Genomic DNA, 17,209 nt, shown 5'->3' with positions numbered 1-17,209 from the left:
GGAACCGGCGGAACCGGCGGAACCGGCGGAACCGGCGGAACCGGCGGAACCGGCGGAACCGGCGGAACCGGCGGAACCGGCGGAACCGGCGAGGGCGGCGGGGCCGGCGATACGGCCGCCGACGACGACAAGCCGCGCAAGGTCCGGCTGCCGCTGCTCAGCCAGCCGGTGCGGCTGGAGCGCACGCTGACCGGCTACCGGGTGGTCCCGGCCGGCGACGTCGAGATCACGCCCCTGGTGACCGACCGTGACCTGGCTGCCGCGCTGGAGGCGGCGCCGGGGGTGGCCGCGCCCGGCTGGCTGACCGCGACCGGCAGCACGGCCTGGCTGCAGACCGCCGCCGAGGCGACCGGGATCCCGGTGTTCGCGGTCGCCGACGATCACCGCCGCCTGCCGAAGAACCGGGTCGTCCTGGTGCCGAGCGCCGCCCTGTTCGTGGTGCGCGACGTCTTCGGCGCCGGCCTGGCGGACAGTCTGCGCAGCTGGGCCGCGCGCGACCTGACCGGAACGGCGCTCGCCGCGATCTACGGCGAGGAACGCGCCGAGCAGCCCGACGACTCCCCCGCGCTGTCCCCGCTGCCGTTGACCGAGGCGCAGGCCGAGGTGGTGGCGCGGGCGCGCACCGCGCCGATCACGGTGGTCTCCGGGCCGCCCGGCAACGGCAAGAGCCACACCGTGGTGGCGGCCGCGCTGGAGGTGGTCCATCGGGGCGGTTCGGTGCTGGTCGCGACGCAGTCACCGCATGCCGCGGAGGTGCTCGCGGCGCTGCTGGCCCGCTACCCGGGCCCGACGCCGGTGCTTTTCGGCGACGCCGGCCGCCGCGAGAGCCTGGCGGCCGAGCTGACCGCCGGAACATCAACCGGCACGAGCGACAAACAGCTGAGAGCGGACGTCACGGCCATTCAGGCAAAATTCGATGAGGTACGGCTACAACGCGCCGCCGTGGCCGATGCTCTCGACCGGGAAACTCAGGCCGCCACCCTGGAGCACTGGCAACCGCACCTGGCCGCCCTGGCCGCCGACGTCCCCGGTGCGTTCAACGGCGACCTGGACCGGCGGGGACTGGCCGGCTGGTGGGCCCGTCGGCGGCTCCGAGGCGTACCCGCGAAGCGCGTGACCGACGCCCGCACCGCGGCCACCGCGCAGCGTGCCGCCGCCCACCTGGCCGCGACCGGCGGCACCGACCTCTCCACCCACTGGCCCGCCCTGCACACCGCCGAGGAGGCCCTGGCCACCGCGGTCGGCGACGCGATGCGCCGGGCGGCCCGCAGCGAACGCCGCTGGGACCGCGACGCCCGCCGGGGTGCCGCATCGCTGGCCGCCGCCCTGCGGGCCGGCCGCAACCGCCGCCGTGAGCTGCTCGCCCAGCTGGATGCGGCGCCGCTGGTGCGCGCCCTGCCGCTGTGGATCGGCACGGTCGCCGACGTGGAGGACCTGCTGCCGTCCGCGCCCGGCATGTTCGACCTGGTGGTGATCGACGAGGCGTCGCACGTGGACCAGATCCGGGCCGCGCCGGTGCTGGCCCGGGCCCGCCGCGCCCTGGTGGTGGGCGACCCGAGGCAACTGCGGTTCGTGTCGTTCGTCAGCGACGTGGACGTCGCCGAGGTGCTGTCCCGGCACGGCGCCGACGAGCGCCTGGACGTCCGCCGGATGAGCACCTACGACCTGGCCGCGGGCGCGGCCCCGGCGACCTGGCTGGCCGAGCATCACCGCAGCACGCCCCACCTGATCGGCTTCTCGGCGCACCGTTTCTACGGCGACCGGATCGCGGTGATGACCCGCACGCCGGCCGCCGGCATCGTCGACGACATCGACGTGGTGCCGTCGCCCGGCCCCGGGCTGGCCGACGAGGTGACCACGGTGCTGAAGGTCATCGAGGACCTGGTCGCCCAGGGCCGGCGCGGCATCGGGGTGATCTCACCGTTCCGGCCGCAGGCGGAGGCCCTGGAGGCGGCGCTGGTGGCGGCCTATCCGGTGGAGCGGATCGAGTCGCTCGGGCTGCGGGTCGGCACCGTGCACGCGTTCCAGGGCAGCGAGGCCGAGGTGGTCGTGGTGTCACTCGGACTGCTGCCGGGCGACTCGGCCGGCCGACGCCGTTTCGTCGCCGACCCGCACCTGTTCAACGTGATGATCACCCGGGCCCGCCGGCGGCTGGTCATCGTGAGTTCCCTGCCGGAGGCCGACGGCCTGCTGGGCGACTACCTGACCTACGCCGCCGCCCCACTGATGCTCGACGCCCCGGAACCGCCGCCGGCCCCGGCCGGCTGGATCGCCGAGCTGACCACTGAGCTGCAGAATATCGATATTTCCGTTAAATCGGGCTATCGGGTCGGGCCCTGGACGGTGGATCTCTGCGTCGGGGATGTCGGCGTCCTCTGCGGCCCGCATCCCGACGGCCCGGACGCGCACCTGGCCCGCCAGCGAGCCCTCCACCGGGCCGGCTGGCGGCTGATCGATGCGTTCCCGAGCCGCTGGAACGGCGACCCGCGCCGCGCCGCCCTCGAACTGGCAGCGGCACAGCGCCAGGTCAGCGTGCCGAACTGAGGGCCGCACCCTCACTCTGACCAAGATCGGCATCGGGCTCAGCGCGGTCAACAGCCAACCCGTCGCGGTCAGCGCGGGGCGCAGGAATGGGCCCGGCAATGCGGTCAGCGCCTGTCTCGGCGGCGTGCGCGGTGCGCACGGCAGCGCGGTCAGCGCGGTCAGCGCGCGGCTTGGTGGCTTCGTCGGTGGCCGGGACCCCGGCTCCGGCGACCGCCCCCACCGGCGACTCGTCGATCACCGTGACGACCGGCACGTCCTCGGCCGGGACCTCGTCGCGGGCCCGCCGGACCAGCTCGACCCGCGGTCGTCCGCTCCAGCGCACCACGATCCGGTCCCCACTGACCCGCAGCTGCCAGATCAGCGCGGCCAGCGCCGCGACGAAGCAGACGAGCCCGGCGCACCAGATGCTGGCCGGCACCCCGAACCGCTCGCCCCACCAGCCGGTCACGGAGGCCCCGATCGGCGTGGTGCCGAGGAAGACCAGCACGTAGAGGGACATCACCCGGCCGCGGTATTCGGCGTCGACGCCCATCTGGACCCGGTGGTTGGCCGCCTGGGCCAGGTAGATCGAGAAGAAGCCGGTCGGCAGCAGGAGCAGCATGGCGACCAGGAAGTTGGGCGCGAAGCCGACCGCGAACTCGAGCACGGCGAAGGCCAGCGCCGCACCGATCACGAGGTAGACACCGGGCCGGGCCCGGCGGGCACTGCCGGCCAAGGCACCGCCGAGCGCGCCGACCGCGAGGGTCGTGGTGAGCAACCCGAACGACGACGGCCCGGCGTGGAAGTTGATTTTCGCGAGGGCGGCCAGGGTGACCGGGAAGTTGAAGCCGATCATGCCGACCGCGGCCATCAGGCAGATCGGCAGCATCAGGTCGGGGCGGCGCCGGACGTACTGGAGGCCGTCCAGCACCCGGGCGCCCTTCTTGGCCGCCGCTCCGGCGCGGTAGAGCTCCTCCGGCCGCATCCGCAGGTAGCTGAAGACCGGCGCGATGGCCAGCACGGTGGCGATCAGGAAGACCGGCCCGGTGTTGAACACCGCGAGCGCGACCCCGGCCAGGGCCGGCCCGCCGATCCGGGCGCAGTTGAAGGTGGCCGCGGAGAGCGCGAGCGCGTTCGGCAGCAGCGGCAGCTCGACGAGTTCGGAGACGAAGGCCTGGCGAACCGGGGTCTCGACGGCGTTGGCGATGCCGAGCAGTACGGCGAAGAGGTAGACGTGCCAGAGGACGACGGCGCCGGAGGCGACCAGGAGCGCGAAGACGATCGCGGTGACGGCGAAGACGGCGTTCGCGGCGACCAGGAGCTTGCGCTTGTCGTAGCGGTCGGCGAGCCGGCCGCTGTAGAGGGTGAGCAGCAGCACCGGCAGGAACTGCAGCGCGGTCACCGTGCCGAGGGCGCCGGGTGAGTTGCCGGAGAGGTCGAGCACCAACCAGTCCTGCGCGGTGAACATCATCCACACGCCGACCAGCTTCACCAGCTGGCCGGTCGCGAAGATCCGATAGTTGCGAACCGTCAAGGACCGGAACGTGGTACTCAGCACTGCCCGCACTAGGCTGCGCCTCCCTCTCCGCCGTACGCGTCATCAACATGTGATGAAGCGTGGCGACCGTCGGGGGGCGGTCAGGCCTTGGCGACCTGCTGCATGATCTGTGCAGCCCGGGCGAGGACGTCCTGTTCGTCAGGGCCGAGGGCGGCCAGCTGTTCGGCGAGCCACTCGTTCCGCACCTGTTCGAACTGGGCGTACATCGCCCGCCCCTGCTCGGTGGGCGCCAGAATGACCTGCCGCCCGTCGGTCGGGTGCGGGGTGCGGGCCACGAGCCCGCGTTCCTCCAGCTTCCCGACGATCTTGGTCATCGTCGGTGGCTGGACCCGTTCGACGTCGGCGAGCTCGCGAGGAGTCAACGCGCCGTGCAGCTGAAGGCTGGTCAGGGCGGAGAGCTGGCTGAACGTGAGTTCACCGACCGCGCGGGTCTGCCGGACCCGCCGGTTGAGTCGCAGGATGGCCTCGCGCAGCGTCCTGGCCAGCTCGTCCGCTGTCCCTCGCTCCGTAGCCACCGGCCACTCCATCACGATTCTTAGCTTAGCTAATAAGCTTGGCTAACGACCTATGACTGCCGTCACCAAGAAGGTGACGGCGGTGAGCCTTCTTCGCGACGGTGGAGATCTCTGCCCTGATCTTGCGCACGGCGGAGCTCGAGGTGGGTCGCGAAGAAGGCTCAGTCTAGATACAGCCTCAGAGCAGCCAGGACTCCAGGGGGCCCCGGACGAAGTAGAGGACGAAGAGCACGGCTACGCCGTACAAAATCGGGTGAATTTCTCGGGATTTGCCGGTTGTGGCCTTGAGCAGGACGTACGAGATGATCCCGGCGCCGATGCCGTTGGAGATCGAGTACGTGAACGGCATCAGCGTGATCGCCAGGAACGCCGGCACCGCGATGGTGTAGTCGGTCCAGTCGATCTGCTTCACCGCGGTCATCATCAGGAAACCGACCACGACCAGCGCGGTCGACGCCGCCTCGAACGGCACCACCGACACCAGCGGCGCCAGGAACATGGCGAGCAGGAACAGCACGCCGGTGACCAGGTTGGCGACACCGGTGCGGGCGCCCTCGCCGACCCCGGCCGCGCTCTCGATGTAGGACGTGTTGCTGGACACGCTGGCCGCACCACCGGCCGCCGCGGCGACCGAGTCGACGAGCAGGATCTCGCGGGTGCGCGGCGGCATACCGCTCTCGTCGAGCAGGTCACCCTCCTGGCCGACCGCGACCATCGTTCCCATGGTGTCGAAGAAGTCGGTGATCAGCAGCGTGAAGACGAACATCACGCAGACCAGCCAGCCGGCCTTCGACCACGAGTCGAGCACGTTGAAGTGACCGATCAGGGAGAGGTCGGGGGTGCTCACCACCTTGTCCGGCCAGCTCGGGACGTTGAGCGACCAGCCCTTCGGGTGCGCGATCGCCTCCACGATGATGGCCAGCACGGTGCTGCCCAGGATGCCGATCAGGATCGCGCCCTTGACCTTGCGCGCGAACAGCACCAGCGTGAAGAGCAGGCCGATCACGAAGACCAGCGCCGGCCAGGTGGACAGCTTGCCGCCGAGCCCGAGCTCGACCGGCACGGTGGTGTTGGCGGCGTCCGGCACCCGGTGCACGAACCCGGCGTCGACCAGGCCGATGATCATCAGGAACAGGCCGATGCCGACGCCGATAGCGGTCTTCAGCTGGGTGGGGACGGCGCGGAAGACGAGCGTACGCAGGCCGGTGAGCACCAGGATGCCGATCAGCACACCCTCGATGACGACCAGGCCCATCGCGTCGGCCCAGGTCATCTCGGGCGCGATCTCGTACGCCACCAGGGCGTTCACACCGAGGCCGGCGGCCAGCGCGAGGGGGAAGCGGGCGACCACCCCCATCAGGATGGTCATCACCCCGGCGACCAGCGCGGTGCCGGCCGCGAGCGCCGCGATCGGCAGTTTCCCGCCCTCGGAGTCGACGCCGGCGCCGAGGATGAGCGGGTTGAGGACGACGATGTAGGCCATCGTGAAGAACGTGGCGAACCCACCGCGGATCTCCCGGCTCAGGGACGATCCACGCTGAGTTATCTCGAAATATCGATCGAAAGCGTTGCGCACGCCCGCATCGGTGGAAGCGGTCGACATGCAGCCCTCCGGAGCTTGAGCAAATAGCGACCCCGCATGCTTTCAAGCCACAGTGAGCTGCGCAAAGTCGACAACGTCACGATCGCCCCACGGATGATCGTTCCGCACGTACCCTGTCGGTGTGACTCAGCCCAAGCCCCGGGTCGAACCGCTGGACCCGCCGATGGTCCCGTTCGCGGCGGCCGGCCTGGCCGCGTTCGCGATCGCCGCTCTGATCGTCCTGCTGGCCGACGGCCCGGACCGCTGGCTGCGGATCTGCGTGGCCGGCTTCCTGGTCGGCATCCCCGGTCTGACCACGATGATCATCCACGACCGCCACCGCAAGCAGCGGCGGTCGATCAGCCACGCGGAGTTCCGGGAAAACTAAGCCCTAGCTGTGGCCGTAGTCCTCGGCCGGCTCCTCGTTCTCCACCGAGCCGTGGCCGCGGCTGACCGCCACCGACTCGACCTCGCTGTCGTCGTAGACCGTCGGCAACTCCTCGACCGGCTGCTCCGCCGTGCCCAGCAGCGCCTCGGAGTGCGCTCCGCAGCCGTGGTCGGCACTCACCGCGCGAGCGTCGTCGGGCGCGTAGAGATTGCCGCAGACGCCGAACATCGTGCGCATCGACCCGGCCAGCGGCAGGTAGAACCCGCAGGTGCCGCAGCGCGCGTTGCGCGGCGCGGCGGTCGAGATCGGCGCCTCGGGACCGGCGTCGCCGTCATACCACCGCTGGGCGGTCTCGATCCGGCCCTCGCGGGACATCACCCGGGACCGGCCGAGGCCCAGCTCCCAGCTGACCTCCTCGACCGCGGCGTCGTCGCTCAGCACATAGCCCTGGGCGAGCCGATCGTCGTCGGGCGCGGTCGGCATGAGATCGCCCACACCGAGGTCGCCGGGCTGCAACCGCTCGTTCCACGGGACCCAGCCCGGAGCGAGCAGCGCGTCGGGACCGGGCAGCAGCACCGTCTCGCAGATGGTGACGTGCCGGCTGCGTGGCACCCGGGTCACCGTCACGGCCCAGCGCCAGCCGCGGTAACCGGCCAGGTGGCTCTCGAAGAAATGGGTCACCACCCGGTCGCCCTCGGCCACCGCTTCCAGATGGTCGCCGATGTCGGCCGGGTCCACTTCGGTGATCGCACCACGAGCGACCCCCACAGCATCGGCACAAACCTGGTCGAGACGGGCGGCGCGCGCGGTGGTCCTGGTCGTCACGTATTCATTGTCCCCTACCGGGACTGATGTGCCGCAGGGACTCCCCCGAATTCGGCGGGCGCGGAACGGGACGCGGGTCGACCGGATCAGTCAGGATGGTTGCCATGCCGCTGCTTCCCACTCTCGGACGCACCGTCGGCACGGGGATCAAGGCCGCCCGGGTGCTGGTGCGCGGTTCCGTGCGCGGCGGGGCCTGGGCGACCCGCCGGGTCGGCACGGCGCGGGCCAAGGGCGCCGCCAACGAGATCGGCATGATCCGTCTCTTCGATCTGCACGCGATCTCCTGCGCCGGCGACACCCTCATCGCGATCGGCCTGGCCGGCACGATCTTCTTCAACGTTCCGCTCGGCGAGGCGCGCAGCAAGGTCGCCCTCTACCTGTTGATCACGATGGTGCCGTTCGCGCTGCTGGCGCCGGTGGTCGGCCCGCTGCTCGACCATTTCCGGCACGGCCGGCGCTACGCCCTCGCGGTCACCATGCTGGGCCGGGCCTTCCTGGCCTACGTGATCTCCGATCACCTCTTCGGCTGGGGCCTCTACCCGGCGGCTTTCGGGGTGCTGGCGCTTTCCCGGGCGTACGGTGTGGCCCGCTCCGCCGCCGTGCCCCGCCTGTTGCCGGAGGGCATCGGCCTGTCCCAGGTCGGCGCGCGGGCGAGCGTCTACGGCACGTTCGCGGGCGCCGTGGTCGCCCCGGTCGGCCTGCTCGCCTTCAAGTTCGGCCCGCAGTGGCCGCTGCGCGTCGCCACCATCATCTTCGTGGTCGGCATGGTGATCTCGCTGCGCCTGCCGCCCCGGGCCGACTCCGACCCGCCCGAGGAGGTCCCGCGCCCGTGGCGGGCCGCGCTCGGCCTCAGCCGCGGCGGCGACCGCCCGCTCTCCGGCAAGCTGGTCATCGCCGCCCTGCTCGGCAGCGCCAGCCTGCGCCTTCTCTACGGCTTCCTGCTGCTCTTCCTGGCCTTCGTGATCATGGCCAACCAGCTCGACACCGACGTGCTCGGCAAGGACATCGGGCGGCAGGGCGCGGTCGGCCTGATCGGCGGCGCGCTGGCCGTCGGCACGTTCCTGTCCACCGCGGCCGGCACCCGGCTGCGCATCCGCCGCCCGCTGGCCCTGCAGTCGGCCGGCCTGACCATCACGGCCGGCGTGGCCGTGCTCTCGGCGATCTTCTACAACCTGCCGATGCTGGCCCTGCTGGCGCTGATCACCGCCATCTTCAGCGGCATCTCCAAGCTCGCCATCGACGCCAGCATCCAGGAGCGCGTCCCCGAGCGGCTGCGGGCCAGCGCCTTCGCCCACTCCGAGACGGTCCTGATGATCGCCTGGGTGGCCGGCGGTGCGATCGGCATCATTCCGCTGGCCGGCCGCCTCGGCGTCGCCCTGGCCGCCCTGCTGGCGGTGGCGATGGCGTTCCGGGCCGGCTGGGCCGCGGCCCGCCTGCACAACGAGCACCTGAGCGGCCGCGTCGAGGGCGAGTCCCCGGCCGAGGAGGGAAAGGCCGAGGAGGGAAAGGCCGAGCCGCTGGAGCCGACCGATCCGTGGCCCGAGGCTCCCACCGTCCCGGTCCGCAACAAGCCGCACACCCCGCCGGCGCCGCGCGCCCCGCAGGGCGGCCGCACCGTGACCCAGGACCGCCCGGCCCCGACCCTGCCCGACGTCGCGGCGGCTCCGGGGGCCGGCAAGCGCAAGTGGGGCTTCGGCAAGCGCAAACAGCCCGCCGCGACACAGCCCGCTCCGCCGCCCGAGTCGAAGCCCGAGCCACCGGCCGCCACTACCCCGAAACCGAAGCCGGACCCGGCGCCGCCCGGTTTCCACGTCTACCGGCCGTCGTCGGTCGGGCGGCCCACCGGCAACGGCAACGGCGAGCACTCCCCCGAGGATGACGACCTCCGATGACGTACCCCCTGCTCGTGGTCACCGCGGTGGCCGCCGAGGCGGACGCCGTCCGCGCCGGGAGTGACCCGCGGAATGTCGCCGCCGAACCGGTCGGCGTCGGACCGGCGGCGGCCGCCGCCGGGACCGCCCGGCTGCTCGCCACCGGCCACTACCGCGCGGTGATCAGCGCCGGCATCGCCGGTGGCTTCCCCGGCCGCGCGCCGGTCGGCGGCACCGTCCTCGGCACCCGCAGCATCGCCGCCGACCTGGGCGCCGAGTCGCCCGAAGGCTTCCTGCCGATCGAGGAGCTGGGCTTCGGCCGCAGCGTGCTGGCGGCCGATCCGGTGCTGCTCAAGGGCCTGCTCGCCGCGCTGCCCGAGGCGATCGCCGGCGACGTGCTCACGCTCGCGACGGTCACCGGCACGGCCGCGACCGCCGACGCTCTCGCCGCCCGCTTCCCGCAGGCGGTGGCCGAGGCGATGGAGGGTTTCGGCGTCGCGACGGCGGCGGCCGGGGCCGGGCTCCCGTTCGCCGAACTGCGGACGATCTCCAACCCGATCGGCCCCCGGGACCGGGACGCATGGCGGCTGAAGGAGGCGTTCACCGCGTTGTCCACAGCTTCCGGCGCCCTGTGGACAGCCTGTGGATAACTTCACCATGTGGGATGGAAGACAGGTGGTGTGCCACGCGGGGCGGCCGTTGCCGGTCTAGCGTGGACACGTGGCGCTCTCGATCGCGGTTTCTCCTTGCCCCAACGACACGTTCGTCTTCCACGCTCTCGTGCACGGGCTCATCCCCGGCGCCCCGGAGGTCAATCTGACCTTCGCCGACGTGGACGTCACCAACACGGCGGCCGAGCGTGGTGAGTTCGACCTGGTCAAGGTGAGCTACGCGGCGCTGCCGTGGCTGCTCGACGACTACGATCTGCTGCCCACCGGCGGTGCCCTCGGCCGCGGCTGCGGCCCGCTGGTGCTGGCCCGCACGGCCGACCAGGATCTGACCGGCGCCACGGTGGCCGTCCCCGGCGACCGCACCACGGCATACCTGCTGTTCCGCCTCTGGGCCGCCGACAAGCAGCCCGCCAAGATCGAGGTGGTCCCGTTCCACCAGATCATGCCCGGGGTGGCCGACGGCACCTACGACGCCGGCCTGGTCATCCACGAGGCCCGCTTCACCTACCAGCGCTACGACCTGGTCGCCCTGGCCGACCTCGGCGAGTGGTGGGAGGCCGACACCGGCCTGCCGATCCCGCTCGGCGCGATCCTGGCCAGGAAGGGCGCGGTCGACCCGGCGCAGGCCACCGAGTGGATCCGCAACTCGGTGAGCATGGCCTGGGCCAACCCCGAGGCGAGCCGCGAGTTCATCCTGGCCAACGCGCAGGAGATGGAACCGGACGTGGTGAAGCAGCACATCGAGCTCTATGTGAACGAGTTCACCCTGGAACTGGGCCGAGACGGACTCGCCGCCGCCGACGCTCTGCTTCAGCGTGCGGCGGCGGCGGGTCTGACACCGTCGGTAAAACCGTTTCTCTAGGAGCTAGCGCCCTAGACCTCGAACTCCCGCGCGACCGCGTGCACAACCTGCGCGATCGTCTGCGCGGTCTTCTTGTCGGGGTAGCGACCGCGCGAGAGGCTCGGCTGCACCTGCTGCTCCAGCACCTTGATCATGTCTTCGATCATGCTGTGCAGCTGGTCGGCCGGGCGCCGGCGCAACTCCGCCAGGGTGGGTGGCGCGTCGATCAGTTTCACGCCCATCGCCTGCGCACCCTTGCGGCTGTCCACCACGCCGAACTCGATTCGCTGGCCCGCCTTCAACTCAGCGGTGCCGGCCGGGAGCGCCCCCTTCGGCAGGAACACGTCACCGCCCTCATCGCTGGTGACGAACCCGAATCCCTTCGCCGCGTCGTACCACTTCACTCGACCCGTGGGCACCGCTGACCTCAACTTCACTGGTGAGGATTATTCAGGGCGGTGGAGACCTAGGCGCGAACGGTGCGGCTACGCGCGGGTCGGGGTGGGCCCTGAATAACCCTCAAATGGAAACAACCACTCACCGCAAGGCTACTGATACGGAGCACTACGGCCCAACTGCAATCTCACGCAGCAGCTCGGGGAACGGGATGAGGTCGGGCAGAACGTACGAGGCGCCGGCGGCGCGCAGCTCGTCGGCGGAACACGGGCCGGTGGTCAGGCCGATGCCGGGCACCCCGGCGGTGCGGGCCGCGACCATGTCGGCGACGTGATCACCGACATACCAGCGGACGTCGTACTCGGTCAGGGCGGTCGCCTTGCCCTCGGCGAAGAGGTCGCCGGCCAGCTCGTCGGCGGTCATCCCGAGGTGATCCAGGTGCACCTGGGCCAGCGTGCCCAGCTTCGAGGTCACCACGACCACCCGCAGGCCCAGCTCGCGCACGGCGGCGAGGGCCTCGGCCGCGCCCGCGGCGGCGACGGTCGGCGTGATCGCGTACTCCCGGTACAGCGCCCGGTAGGTGGTGACCGCTTCCTCGACGTCCGCGGCCGGGAACCACTCGCTCAGCTCGGTGCGCAGCGGCGGGCCGAGCCGGGTGACCGCCAGGTCGGCGTCGACGAAGACACCGGTCTTGGCGGTCAGCGCCCGGTAGGCCGCATGGATCCCCGGCCGGGAGTCGATCAGGGTCATGTCCAGATCGAAACCGACCGCACCCCTCACGCGGGGGTCGACGGGATGTACGTCAAACGCTCCACCGGCAGCGGGAAGGTCTGGTCGTCACCGAACGGCGACGGAGCGGCGGCCCGGTCGGACAGGATCTCGGAGACGGGGTGCGCTTCGCTGGTCGCGGGCTGCCCGGTGGCCGGACGGCTCCCGGCGCCACCCTTCACATTCGTACCCGGCAACTTGTTCTGTGCGGCCACGGATCTCCCCTTCAGGCGTTCAGCGAACCGGGCGACCCGCCCGGACACCTCAATATCGTCCCACGACGGCTAGCTTTGAACACGATGGCCACCACATTCGCCGATCAACTACGGTCGCTCACCGACGAGGCCCTGGGCGCGCTCATTCAGCTGCGCCCCGACCTCGTCGTGCCCGTGCCCGCCGACATCTCCGCGCTGGCGGTCCGGGCCCAGTCCCGCGGCTCGGTCGCTCGCTGCCTCGACGGGCTGGACGAGTTCACCCTGCGCATCCTCGACGCGGCCCGGCTGACCCGCTCCGCCGACACCGCCCTGACCTCGGTCGACGCCATCCTCGAGCTGGCCGGCAGCACCCACACGGACGACGTGCGGGTGGCGATCGACCGCCTCCGGGTCCGGTTCCTGCTGCACGGCCCGGCCGACGCGCTGGCCGTCGCCGGCGCGGTCGACGAGGTCACCTCCCCCTACCCGGCCGGTCTGGGCCGGCCCGCCGACTACCTGGACCCGCAGACCGCCGCGCTCTGCGCCGACGGGGCCAAGCTGCGCCGCACGGTCCTGGCCGCGCCGGCCGGGGCCCGCGCGGTGCTCGACCGGCTGTCCGCCGGGCCGCCGATCGGCGCGCTCGGCGGCACCGGCCGGGAGTCGATGGCCGAGCCGGTGCGCTGGCTGGTCGAGCAGCACATCCTGGTGCCGATCTTGGAGGCCGGCCGGGCCCCGCGAGCCGACGGTGAGCTGGTCGAGCTGCCCCGCGAGGTGGGCATGCTGCTGCGCCGGGAGTCCGGTCCGCTCGGCGAGCTACGCCCGTTCCCGCCGGTGCCGGCCGGCTCGTCGCGCGACCGGAAGTCGGTCGACTCGGCCGGCGCCGGCCAGGTGATGGAGGCGGTGCGCAGCGCCGAGACCCTGCTCGAGGCGCTCTCCGCCGAGGCGGCGCCGGTGCTGCGAGCCGGCGGCCTGGGCGTGCGCGACCTGCGACGGCTGGCCCGGTCGGCCGGCCTCGACGAGGCCGGTGCGGCGCTGCTCATCGAGATCAGCTACACCGCGGGCCTGCTCGCCGAGACCGACACCACCGGCGTCAACCGCTCGGTGACGGTGAGCCGGGCGACCGGCGCGGTCGACGAGATCTTCCTGCCGACCGGAGCGTTCGATCTGTGGCGGGCGCTGAGCATCGCCCAGCGCTGGCACACCCTGGCCCGGGCCTGGCTGGCGATGACCCGTCAGCCCGGTCTGGTCGGTGCCCGCGACGATCGGGACCGCCCGATCAACGCGCTGGCCCCGGAGGCCGAGCGGGCCGGCGCACCGCAGGCTCGCCGGGAGGCCCTGCTGGTGCTGGCCGGCCTGGAGCCGGGCACCGCCCCGGCCGTCGACGACGTGCTGGAGCTGCTGGCCTGGCAGGCGCCGCGGCGCGCCCGGGGCCGGGAGGCGGCCCACCGGGACGCGCTGGCCGGGGCCGCCCTGCTCGGCGTGACCGCGCTGGGCGCGATCACCTCGTACGCTCGCTTGCTGCTCGACGATCCGGACGACGACGAGACCGACCCGCTGGGTGTCCGGATCGCGGCACCGCCGCCCGACCTGGTCCGTGCCCTGGATGCGCTGCTGCCGGCACCGGTCGACCACGTGCTGGTGCAGGCCGACCTGTCGGTGGTGGTGCCCGGCCCGCCCGAGCCGGAGCTGGCCGCCGAGCTGGACGTGCTGGCCGAGCCGGAGTCGGCGGGCGGCGCCAGCGTCTTCCGGGTGACCCCGGCCAGCGTGCGCCGCGCCCTCGACGTCGGCTACACCGCGAACGACCTGCACGCGCTGTTCAAGCGGCGGTCGCGGACGCCGGTGCCGCAGACCCTGACCTACATGATCGACGACGCGGCGCGCCGGCACGGCGGGCTGCGGGTCGGCTCGGCCGGTTCCTACCTGCGCGGCGACGACGAGGCGCTGATCGCCGAGGTGCTGGCGGACAAGCGGCTGGCTCCCCTCGGTTTCCGGCAGATCGCGCCGACCGTGCTGGTCAGCCCGATGCAGGTGGCCCGGATGCTGGCCCAGCTGCGTGAGCACGGGTTCGCGCCGGTCGCCGAGGACGCGGGCGGGGCGACCGTGCTGACCAGGCCGAAGGTGCGGCGCGCTCCCACCCGTACGTCCCTCGCAAGCAGGCTGGCCGATCAGGCCGGACCCCCGATCCTGGCCGGACCCCGTCTCGCCGGGGTGGTCGAGCAGTTGCGCCGTGGCGATGTCGCCACCCGGGCGGCTCGCCGCGCGCCGGTCACCGTGCGTGCCGCGAACGGGCAGAGCGTGACCGGTCTCACCTCGGTGCAGCGGCACGGGGAGGCGATGGAGGTGCTGCAGCAGGCGGTCCGGGAGAAGGCGCGGGTTTGGGTGGGATATGTGGATTCGCACGGCTCCACGCTGTCCCGGCTGGTCCGCCCGGTGTCGCTGAGCGCCGGGTACCTGCGGGCCGAGGACGAGCGGACCGAGACGCTGCACACGTTCGCCCTGCACCGGATCACCGCGGCGGTCCCCGAGGAGGACTGACTCGCACCGCGAGGCCGTGGCAAACTGGAGGGTCGGCTTTCGTCGGTTCGAGGGGACTTCAGTTGAGCGGCGGACCACTGATCGTGCAGTCGGACAAAACACTGTTGCTGGAGGTGGATCATCCGGACGCGAAGGCGTGCCGGATGGCGATCGCGCCCTTCGCCGAGCTGGAACGCTCGCCGGAGCACGTGCACACCTACCGGCTGACCCCGCTCGGGCTGTGGAACGCCCGGGCCGCCGGGCACGACGCGGAGAACGTGGTCGACTCGTTGCTGCGCTACTCGCGCTACCCGGTGCCGAACGCTCTGCTGGTCGACGTGGCCGAGACGATGGACCGCTACGGCCGGCTCCAGCTGCGCAACGACCCGGTGCACGGGCTCGTCCTGCACGGCCTCGACAAGATCGTGCTGATCGAGGTGGCCAAGTCGAAGAAGCTGGCCGGCATGCTCGGCAACCGGATCGACGACGAGACGATCATGGTGCACCCGTCCGAACGCGGCCGGTTGAAGCAGGCGCTGCTCAAGCTCGGCTGGCCGGCCGAGGACCTGGCCGGTTACGTGGACGGCGAGGCGCACGAGATCGCCCTGGCGGAAGACGGCTGGACCCTGCGCTCCTACCAGCAGGAGGCGGTCGACGGCTTCTGGGCCGGCGGCTCCGGCGTGGTGGTGCTGCCCTGCGGCGCCGGCAAGACGCTGGTCGGCGCGGCCGCGATGGCCACCGCCAAGGCGACCACGCTGATCCTGGTCACCAACACGGTGGCCGGCCGGCAGTGGAAGCGCGAGCTGGTCGCCCGCACCTCGCTCACCGAGGAGGAGATCGGCGAATACAGCGGCGAGCGCAAGGAGATCCGCCCGGTCACCATCGCGACCTACCAGGTGCTGACGTCCCGTCGCGGCGGCACGTTCACCCACCTCGACCTGTTCGGCGCCCGCGACTGGGGCCTGGTCATCTACGACGAGGTGCACCTGCTGCCCGCGCCGATCTTCCGGTTCACCGCCGACCTGCAGGCCCGCCGCCGGCTCGGCCTCACCGCCACCCTGGTGCGCGAGGACGGCCGGGAGGGCGACGTCTTCTCGCTGATCGGGCCGAAGCGCTACGACGCGCCCTGGAAGGACATCGAGGCGCAGGGCTGGATCGCGCCGGCCGAGTGCGTCGAGGTGCGGGTCACCCTCACCGACGCCGAGCGGATGACGTACGCGGTGACCGAGGCCGAGGAGCGCTACCGGGCGGCCGCCACCGCGCGCACCAAGCTGCCGGTGGTGAAGGCCCTGGTCGACAAGCACCCGGACGAGCAGGTGCTGGTGATCGGCGGCTTCCTGGACCAGCTGCACACCCTGGGCGAATACCTGGACGCCCCGATCGTCGAGGGCTCGACCACGAACAAGGAGCGGGAGCGGCTGTTCGACGCGTTCCGCGAGGGTTCGCTGAGGACGCTGGTGCTGTCCAAGGTCGGTAACTTCTCGATCGACCTGCCCGAGGCGGCGGTGGCGATCCAGGTGTCCGGCACGTTCGGCTCCCGGCAGGAGGAGGCCCAGCGCCTCGGCCGGGTGCTGCGACCGAAGGCGGACGGCCGGCAGGCGCACTTCTACACGGTCGTCTCCCGCGACACGATCGACACCGACTACGCCGCGCACCGGCAGCGCTTCCTGGCCGAGCAGGGGTACGCGTACACCATCGTGGACGCGGACGACGTGCTCGGCCCGCCCCTTCCGCAGATCGACTAACGGCTGGGCGCCATCGACGGCGCCGGCACCGGCGTCACCTGCTCGATGGACGGCTCGGGGCCGGACGAGCTCGACCAGAAGAACGCCCCGGCGCAGAGGAAGAGCACCACGACCACCGTGGCGATCGCCGCCGCCGGCCAATACCAGGGGATCCGTTTCTTGGCCGACGGTGGCGCCACCGCCGGGCCGAACTCCTCGTGCGCGGCCGCGGCCACCACGTCCGGGCTGCCGAGCCGCTCGAGCACCTCGATCAGCTCGCCCTCGGTCTGGATGTTGCGCTCGGCCCGCTCGCTGGCGATGTGCGCGGCCAGGTCGGCGAGCAACTCGCGGCGCTGAAGCACGGGCAGCCCGGCCAGCCGGACGTCGACCTCGTGCAGGTACTCCGCGACGACGTCAGTGTTCTTGGTGTTCACGCGGCTTCACCGGTCCCCACGAGACGATCAACGGTTTGACGGAACGAAACCCATTCGGTGCGGAAGTGCGCGAGCGCGGAGCGCCCGTCGCCGGTCAGTGCGTAGTAGCGCCGGGGTGGCCCGGACGGCGACTCGGCCCATTTGCTGTCCAGCCAGCCGACCCGGCGCAGCCGGGAGAGCAGCGGATAGATGGTGCCCTCGCTGGCGGCGAGGTTGGGCTCCTCGCCGAAGCGACGGACGATCTCGGTGCCATAGCGGTCCTCGTGCTCGACCATGGCCAGCACGCAGAACTCGAGGGTTCCACGTCGGAGGCTGGTCGCCAGTTCTGCCATGCCAGACACAGTACCTTGCCACGCAAGGTAGAGCCACGAAGAAAATCCCCGCCGGCATGCACCGGCGGGGATC

General features: G+C 72.0%; 16 protein-coding genes. 7 read left to right on the top strand and 9 right to left on the bottom strand.

Annotated elements, in window-relative coordinates:
* A partial coding sequence (locus Adu01nite_RS24745; RefSeq protein WP_203729672.1) for an AAA domain-containing protein occupies window positions 1-2,544 on the top strand: 2,544 nt, incomplete at its 5' end.
* Here Adu01nite_RS24745 and Adu01nite_RS24740 read toward each other — a convergent pair.
* The 3 genes from Adu01nite_RS24740 to Adu01nite_RS24730 all read right to left on the bottom strand — a co-directional run bounded on the left by Adu01nite_RS24740 (window position 2,528) and on the right by Adu01nite_RS24730 (window position 6,199).
* Window positions 2,528-4,081 (bottom strand): MFS transporter, encoded by a 1,554-nt coding sequence (locus Adu01nite_RS24740; RefSeq protein ID WP_307836649.1) that lies wholly within the window; start codon window positions 4,079-4,081, stop codon window positions 2,528-2,530. The two genes, Adu01nite_RS24745 and Adu01nite_RS24740, sit on opposite strands and share 17 nt — an antisense overlap.
* An 80-nt stretch (window positions 4,082-4,161) precedes the next feature.
* Complete coding sequence (locus Adu01nite_RS24735) at window positions 4,162-4,608, bottom strand: MarR family winged helix-turn-helix transcriptional regulator (RefSeq protein WP_203729742.1); 447 nt, start codon at window positions 4,606-4,608, stop codon at window positions 4,162-4,164.
* 166 nt (window positions 4,609-4,774) lie between these two features.
* A complete protein-coding gene (locus Adu01nite_RS24730) occupies window positions 4,775-6,199 on the bottom strand; it encodes an NCS2 family permease (RefSeq protein WP_203729670.1) in 1,425 nt (474 codons plus the stop codon).
* A 163-nt stretch (window positions 6,200-6,362) separates the two neighbouring features.
* Here Adu01nite_RS24730 and Adu01nite_RS24725 point away from each other — a divergent pair, with 163 nt between their 5' ends.
* On the top strand, window positions 6,363-6,566 hold the full coding sequence (locus Adu01nite_RS24725; RefSeq protein ID WP_203729740.1) for a DUF2530 domain-containing protein: 204 nt from the start codon (window positions 6,363-6,365) through the stop codon (window positions 6,564-6,566).
* 3 nt (window positions 6,567-6,569) lie between these two features.
* On the opposite strand, the gene Adu01nite_RS24720 is transcribed toward Adu01nite_RS24725, so the two are convergent.
* Window positions 6,570-7,391 carry a DUF3027 domain-containing protein gene (locus Adu01nite_RS24720; RefSeq protein ID WP_203729669.1) on the bottom strand — a complete coding sequence of 274 codons (822 nt, stop codon included), beginning with the start codon at window positions 7,389-7,391 and terminating at the stop codon, window positions 6,570-6,572.
* Between the two features lie 104 nt (window positions 7,392-7,495).
* On the opposite strand from Adu01nite_RS24720, the gene Adu01nite_RS24715 reads away from it, so the two are divergent.
* From Adu01nite_RS24715 to Adu01nite_RS24705, 3 genes are all read left to right on the top strand, one after another.
* Entirely contained in the window at window positions 7,496-9,283 is a 1,788-nt protein-coding gene (locus tag Adu01nite_RS24715) for an MFS transporter (RefSeq protein WP_203729667.1), read from the top strand.
* Entirely contained in the window at window positions 9,280-9,912 is a 633-nt protein-coding gene (locus Adu01nite_RS24710; protein WP_203729665.1) for a futalosine hydrolase, read from the top strand. Before Adu01nite_RS24715 ends, Adu01nite_RS24710 begins: the two co-directional genes overlap by 4 nt.
* A 70-nt stretch (window positions 9,913-9,982) precedes the next feature.
* A complete protein-coding gene (locus Adu01nite_RS24705) occupies window positions 9,983-10,795 on the top strand; it encodes a 1,4-dihydroxy-6-naphtoate synthase (RefSeq protein ID WP_203729663.1) in 813 nt (270 codons plus the stop codon).
* Between the two features lie 11 nt (window positions 10,796-10,806).
* On the opposite strand, the gene Adu01nite_RS24700 is transcribed toward Adu01nite_RS24705, so the two are convergent.
* From Adu01nite_RS24700 to Adu01nite_RS24690, 3 genes are all read right to left on the bottom strand, one after another.
* Window positions 10,807-11,193: a cold-shock protein gene (locus Adu01nite_RS24700; RefSeq protein WP_203729661.1), complete on the bottom strand. Its 387-nt coding sequence runs from the start codon at window positions 11,191-11,193 to the stop codon at window positions 10,807-10,809.
* A 145-nt stretch (window positions 11,194-11,338) separates the two neighbouring features.
* Entirely contained in the window at window positions 11,339-11,950 is a 612-nt protein-coding gene (locus tag Adu01nite_RS24695; RefSeq protein WP_379129736.1) for an HAD family hydrolase, read from the bottom strand.
* Entirely contained in the window at window positions 11,947-12,153 is a 207-nt protein-coding gene (locus Adu01nite_RS24690; protein WP_203729744.1) for a hypothetical protein, read from the bottom strand. The genes Adu01nite_RS24695 and Adu01nite_RS24690 overlap by 4 nt, the downstream gene beginning before the upstream one ends.
* A gap of 84 nt (window positions 12,154-12,237) precedes the next feature.
* On the opposite strand from Adu01nite_RS24690, the gene Adu01nite_RS24685 reads away from it, so the two are divergent.
* Together Adu01nite_RS24685 and Adu01nite_RS24680 are read left to right on the top strand one after the other, a co-directional pair.
* Window positions 12,238-14,667 carry a helicase-associated domain-containing protein gene (locus tag Adu01nite_RS24685; RefSeq protein WP_203729658.1) on the top strand — a complete coding sequence of 810 codons (2,430 nt, stop codon included), beginning with the start codon at window positions 12,238-12,240 and terminating at the stop codon, window positions 14,665-14,667.
* A 62-nt stretch (window positions 14,668-14,729) separates the two neighbouring features.
* A complete protein-coding gene (locus tag Adu01nite_RS24680; RefSeq protein ID WP_203729656.1) occupies window positions 14,730-16,391 on the top strand; it encodes a DNA repair helicase XPB in 1,662 nt (553 codons plus the stop codon).
* Here the strand turns inward: Adu01nite_RS24680 and Adu01nite_RS24675 are convergent.
* Complete coding sequence (locus tag Adu01nite_RS24675; RefSeq protein WP_203729654.1) at window positions 16,388-16,804, bottom strand: HAAS signaling domain-containing protein; 417 nt, start codon at window positions 16,802-16,804, stop codon at window positions 16,388-16,390. The genes Adu01nite_RS24680 and Adu01nite_RS24675 overlap by 4 nt on opposite strands.
* Window positions 16,801-17,136, bottom strand: coding sequence for a PadR family transcriptional regulator (locus Adu01nite_RS24670; RefSeq protein WP_239132672.1), 336 nt, complete (start codon window positions 17,134-17,136; stop codon window positions 16,801-16,803). Before Adu01nite_RS24670 ends, Adu01nite_RS24675 begins: the two co-directional genes overlap by 4 nt.
* Window positions 17,137-17,209: the final 73 nt, after the last annotated feature.

The organism is Paractinoplanes durhamensis, assembly GCF_016862175.1.
Taxonomy (GTDB): domain Bacteria; phylum Actinomycetota; class Actinomycetes; order Mycobacteriales; family Micromonosporaceae; genus Actinoplanes; species Actinoplanes durhamensis.
The sequence above is the reverse complement of the archived record's forward strand: the minus strand, read 5'-3'. Positions and strand labels throughout refer to the sequence as shown.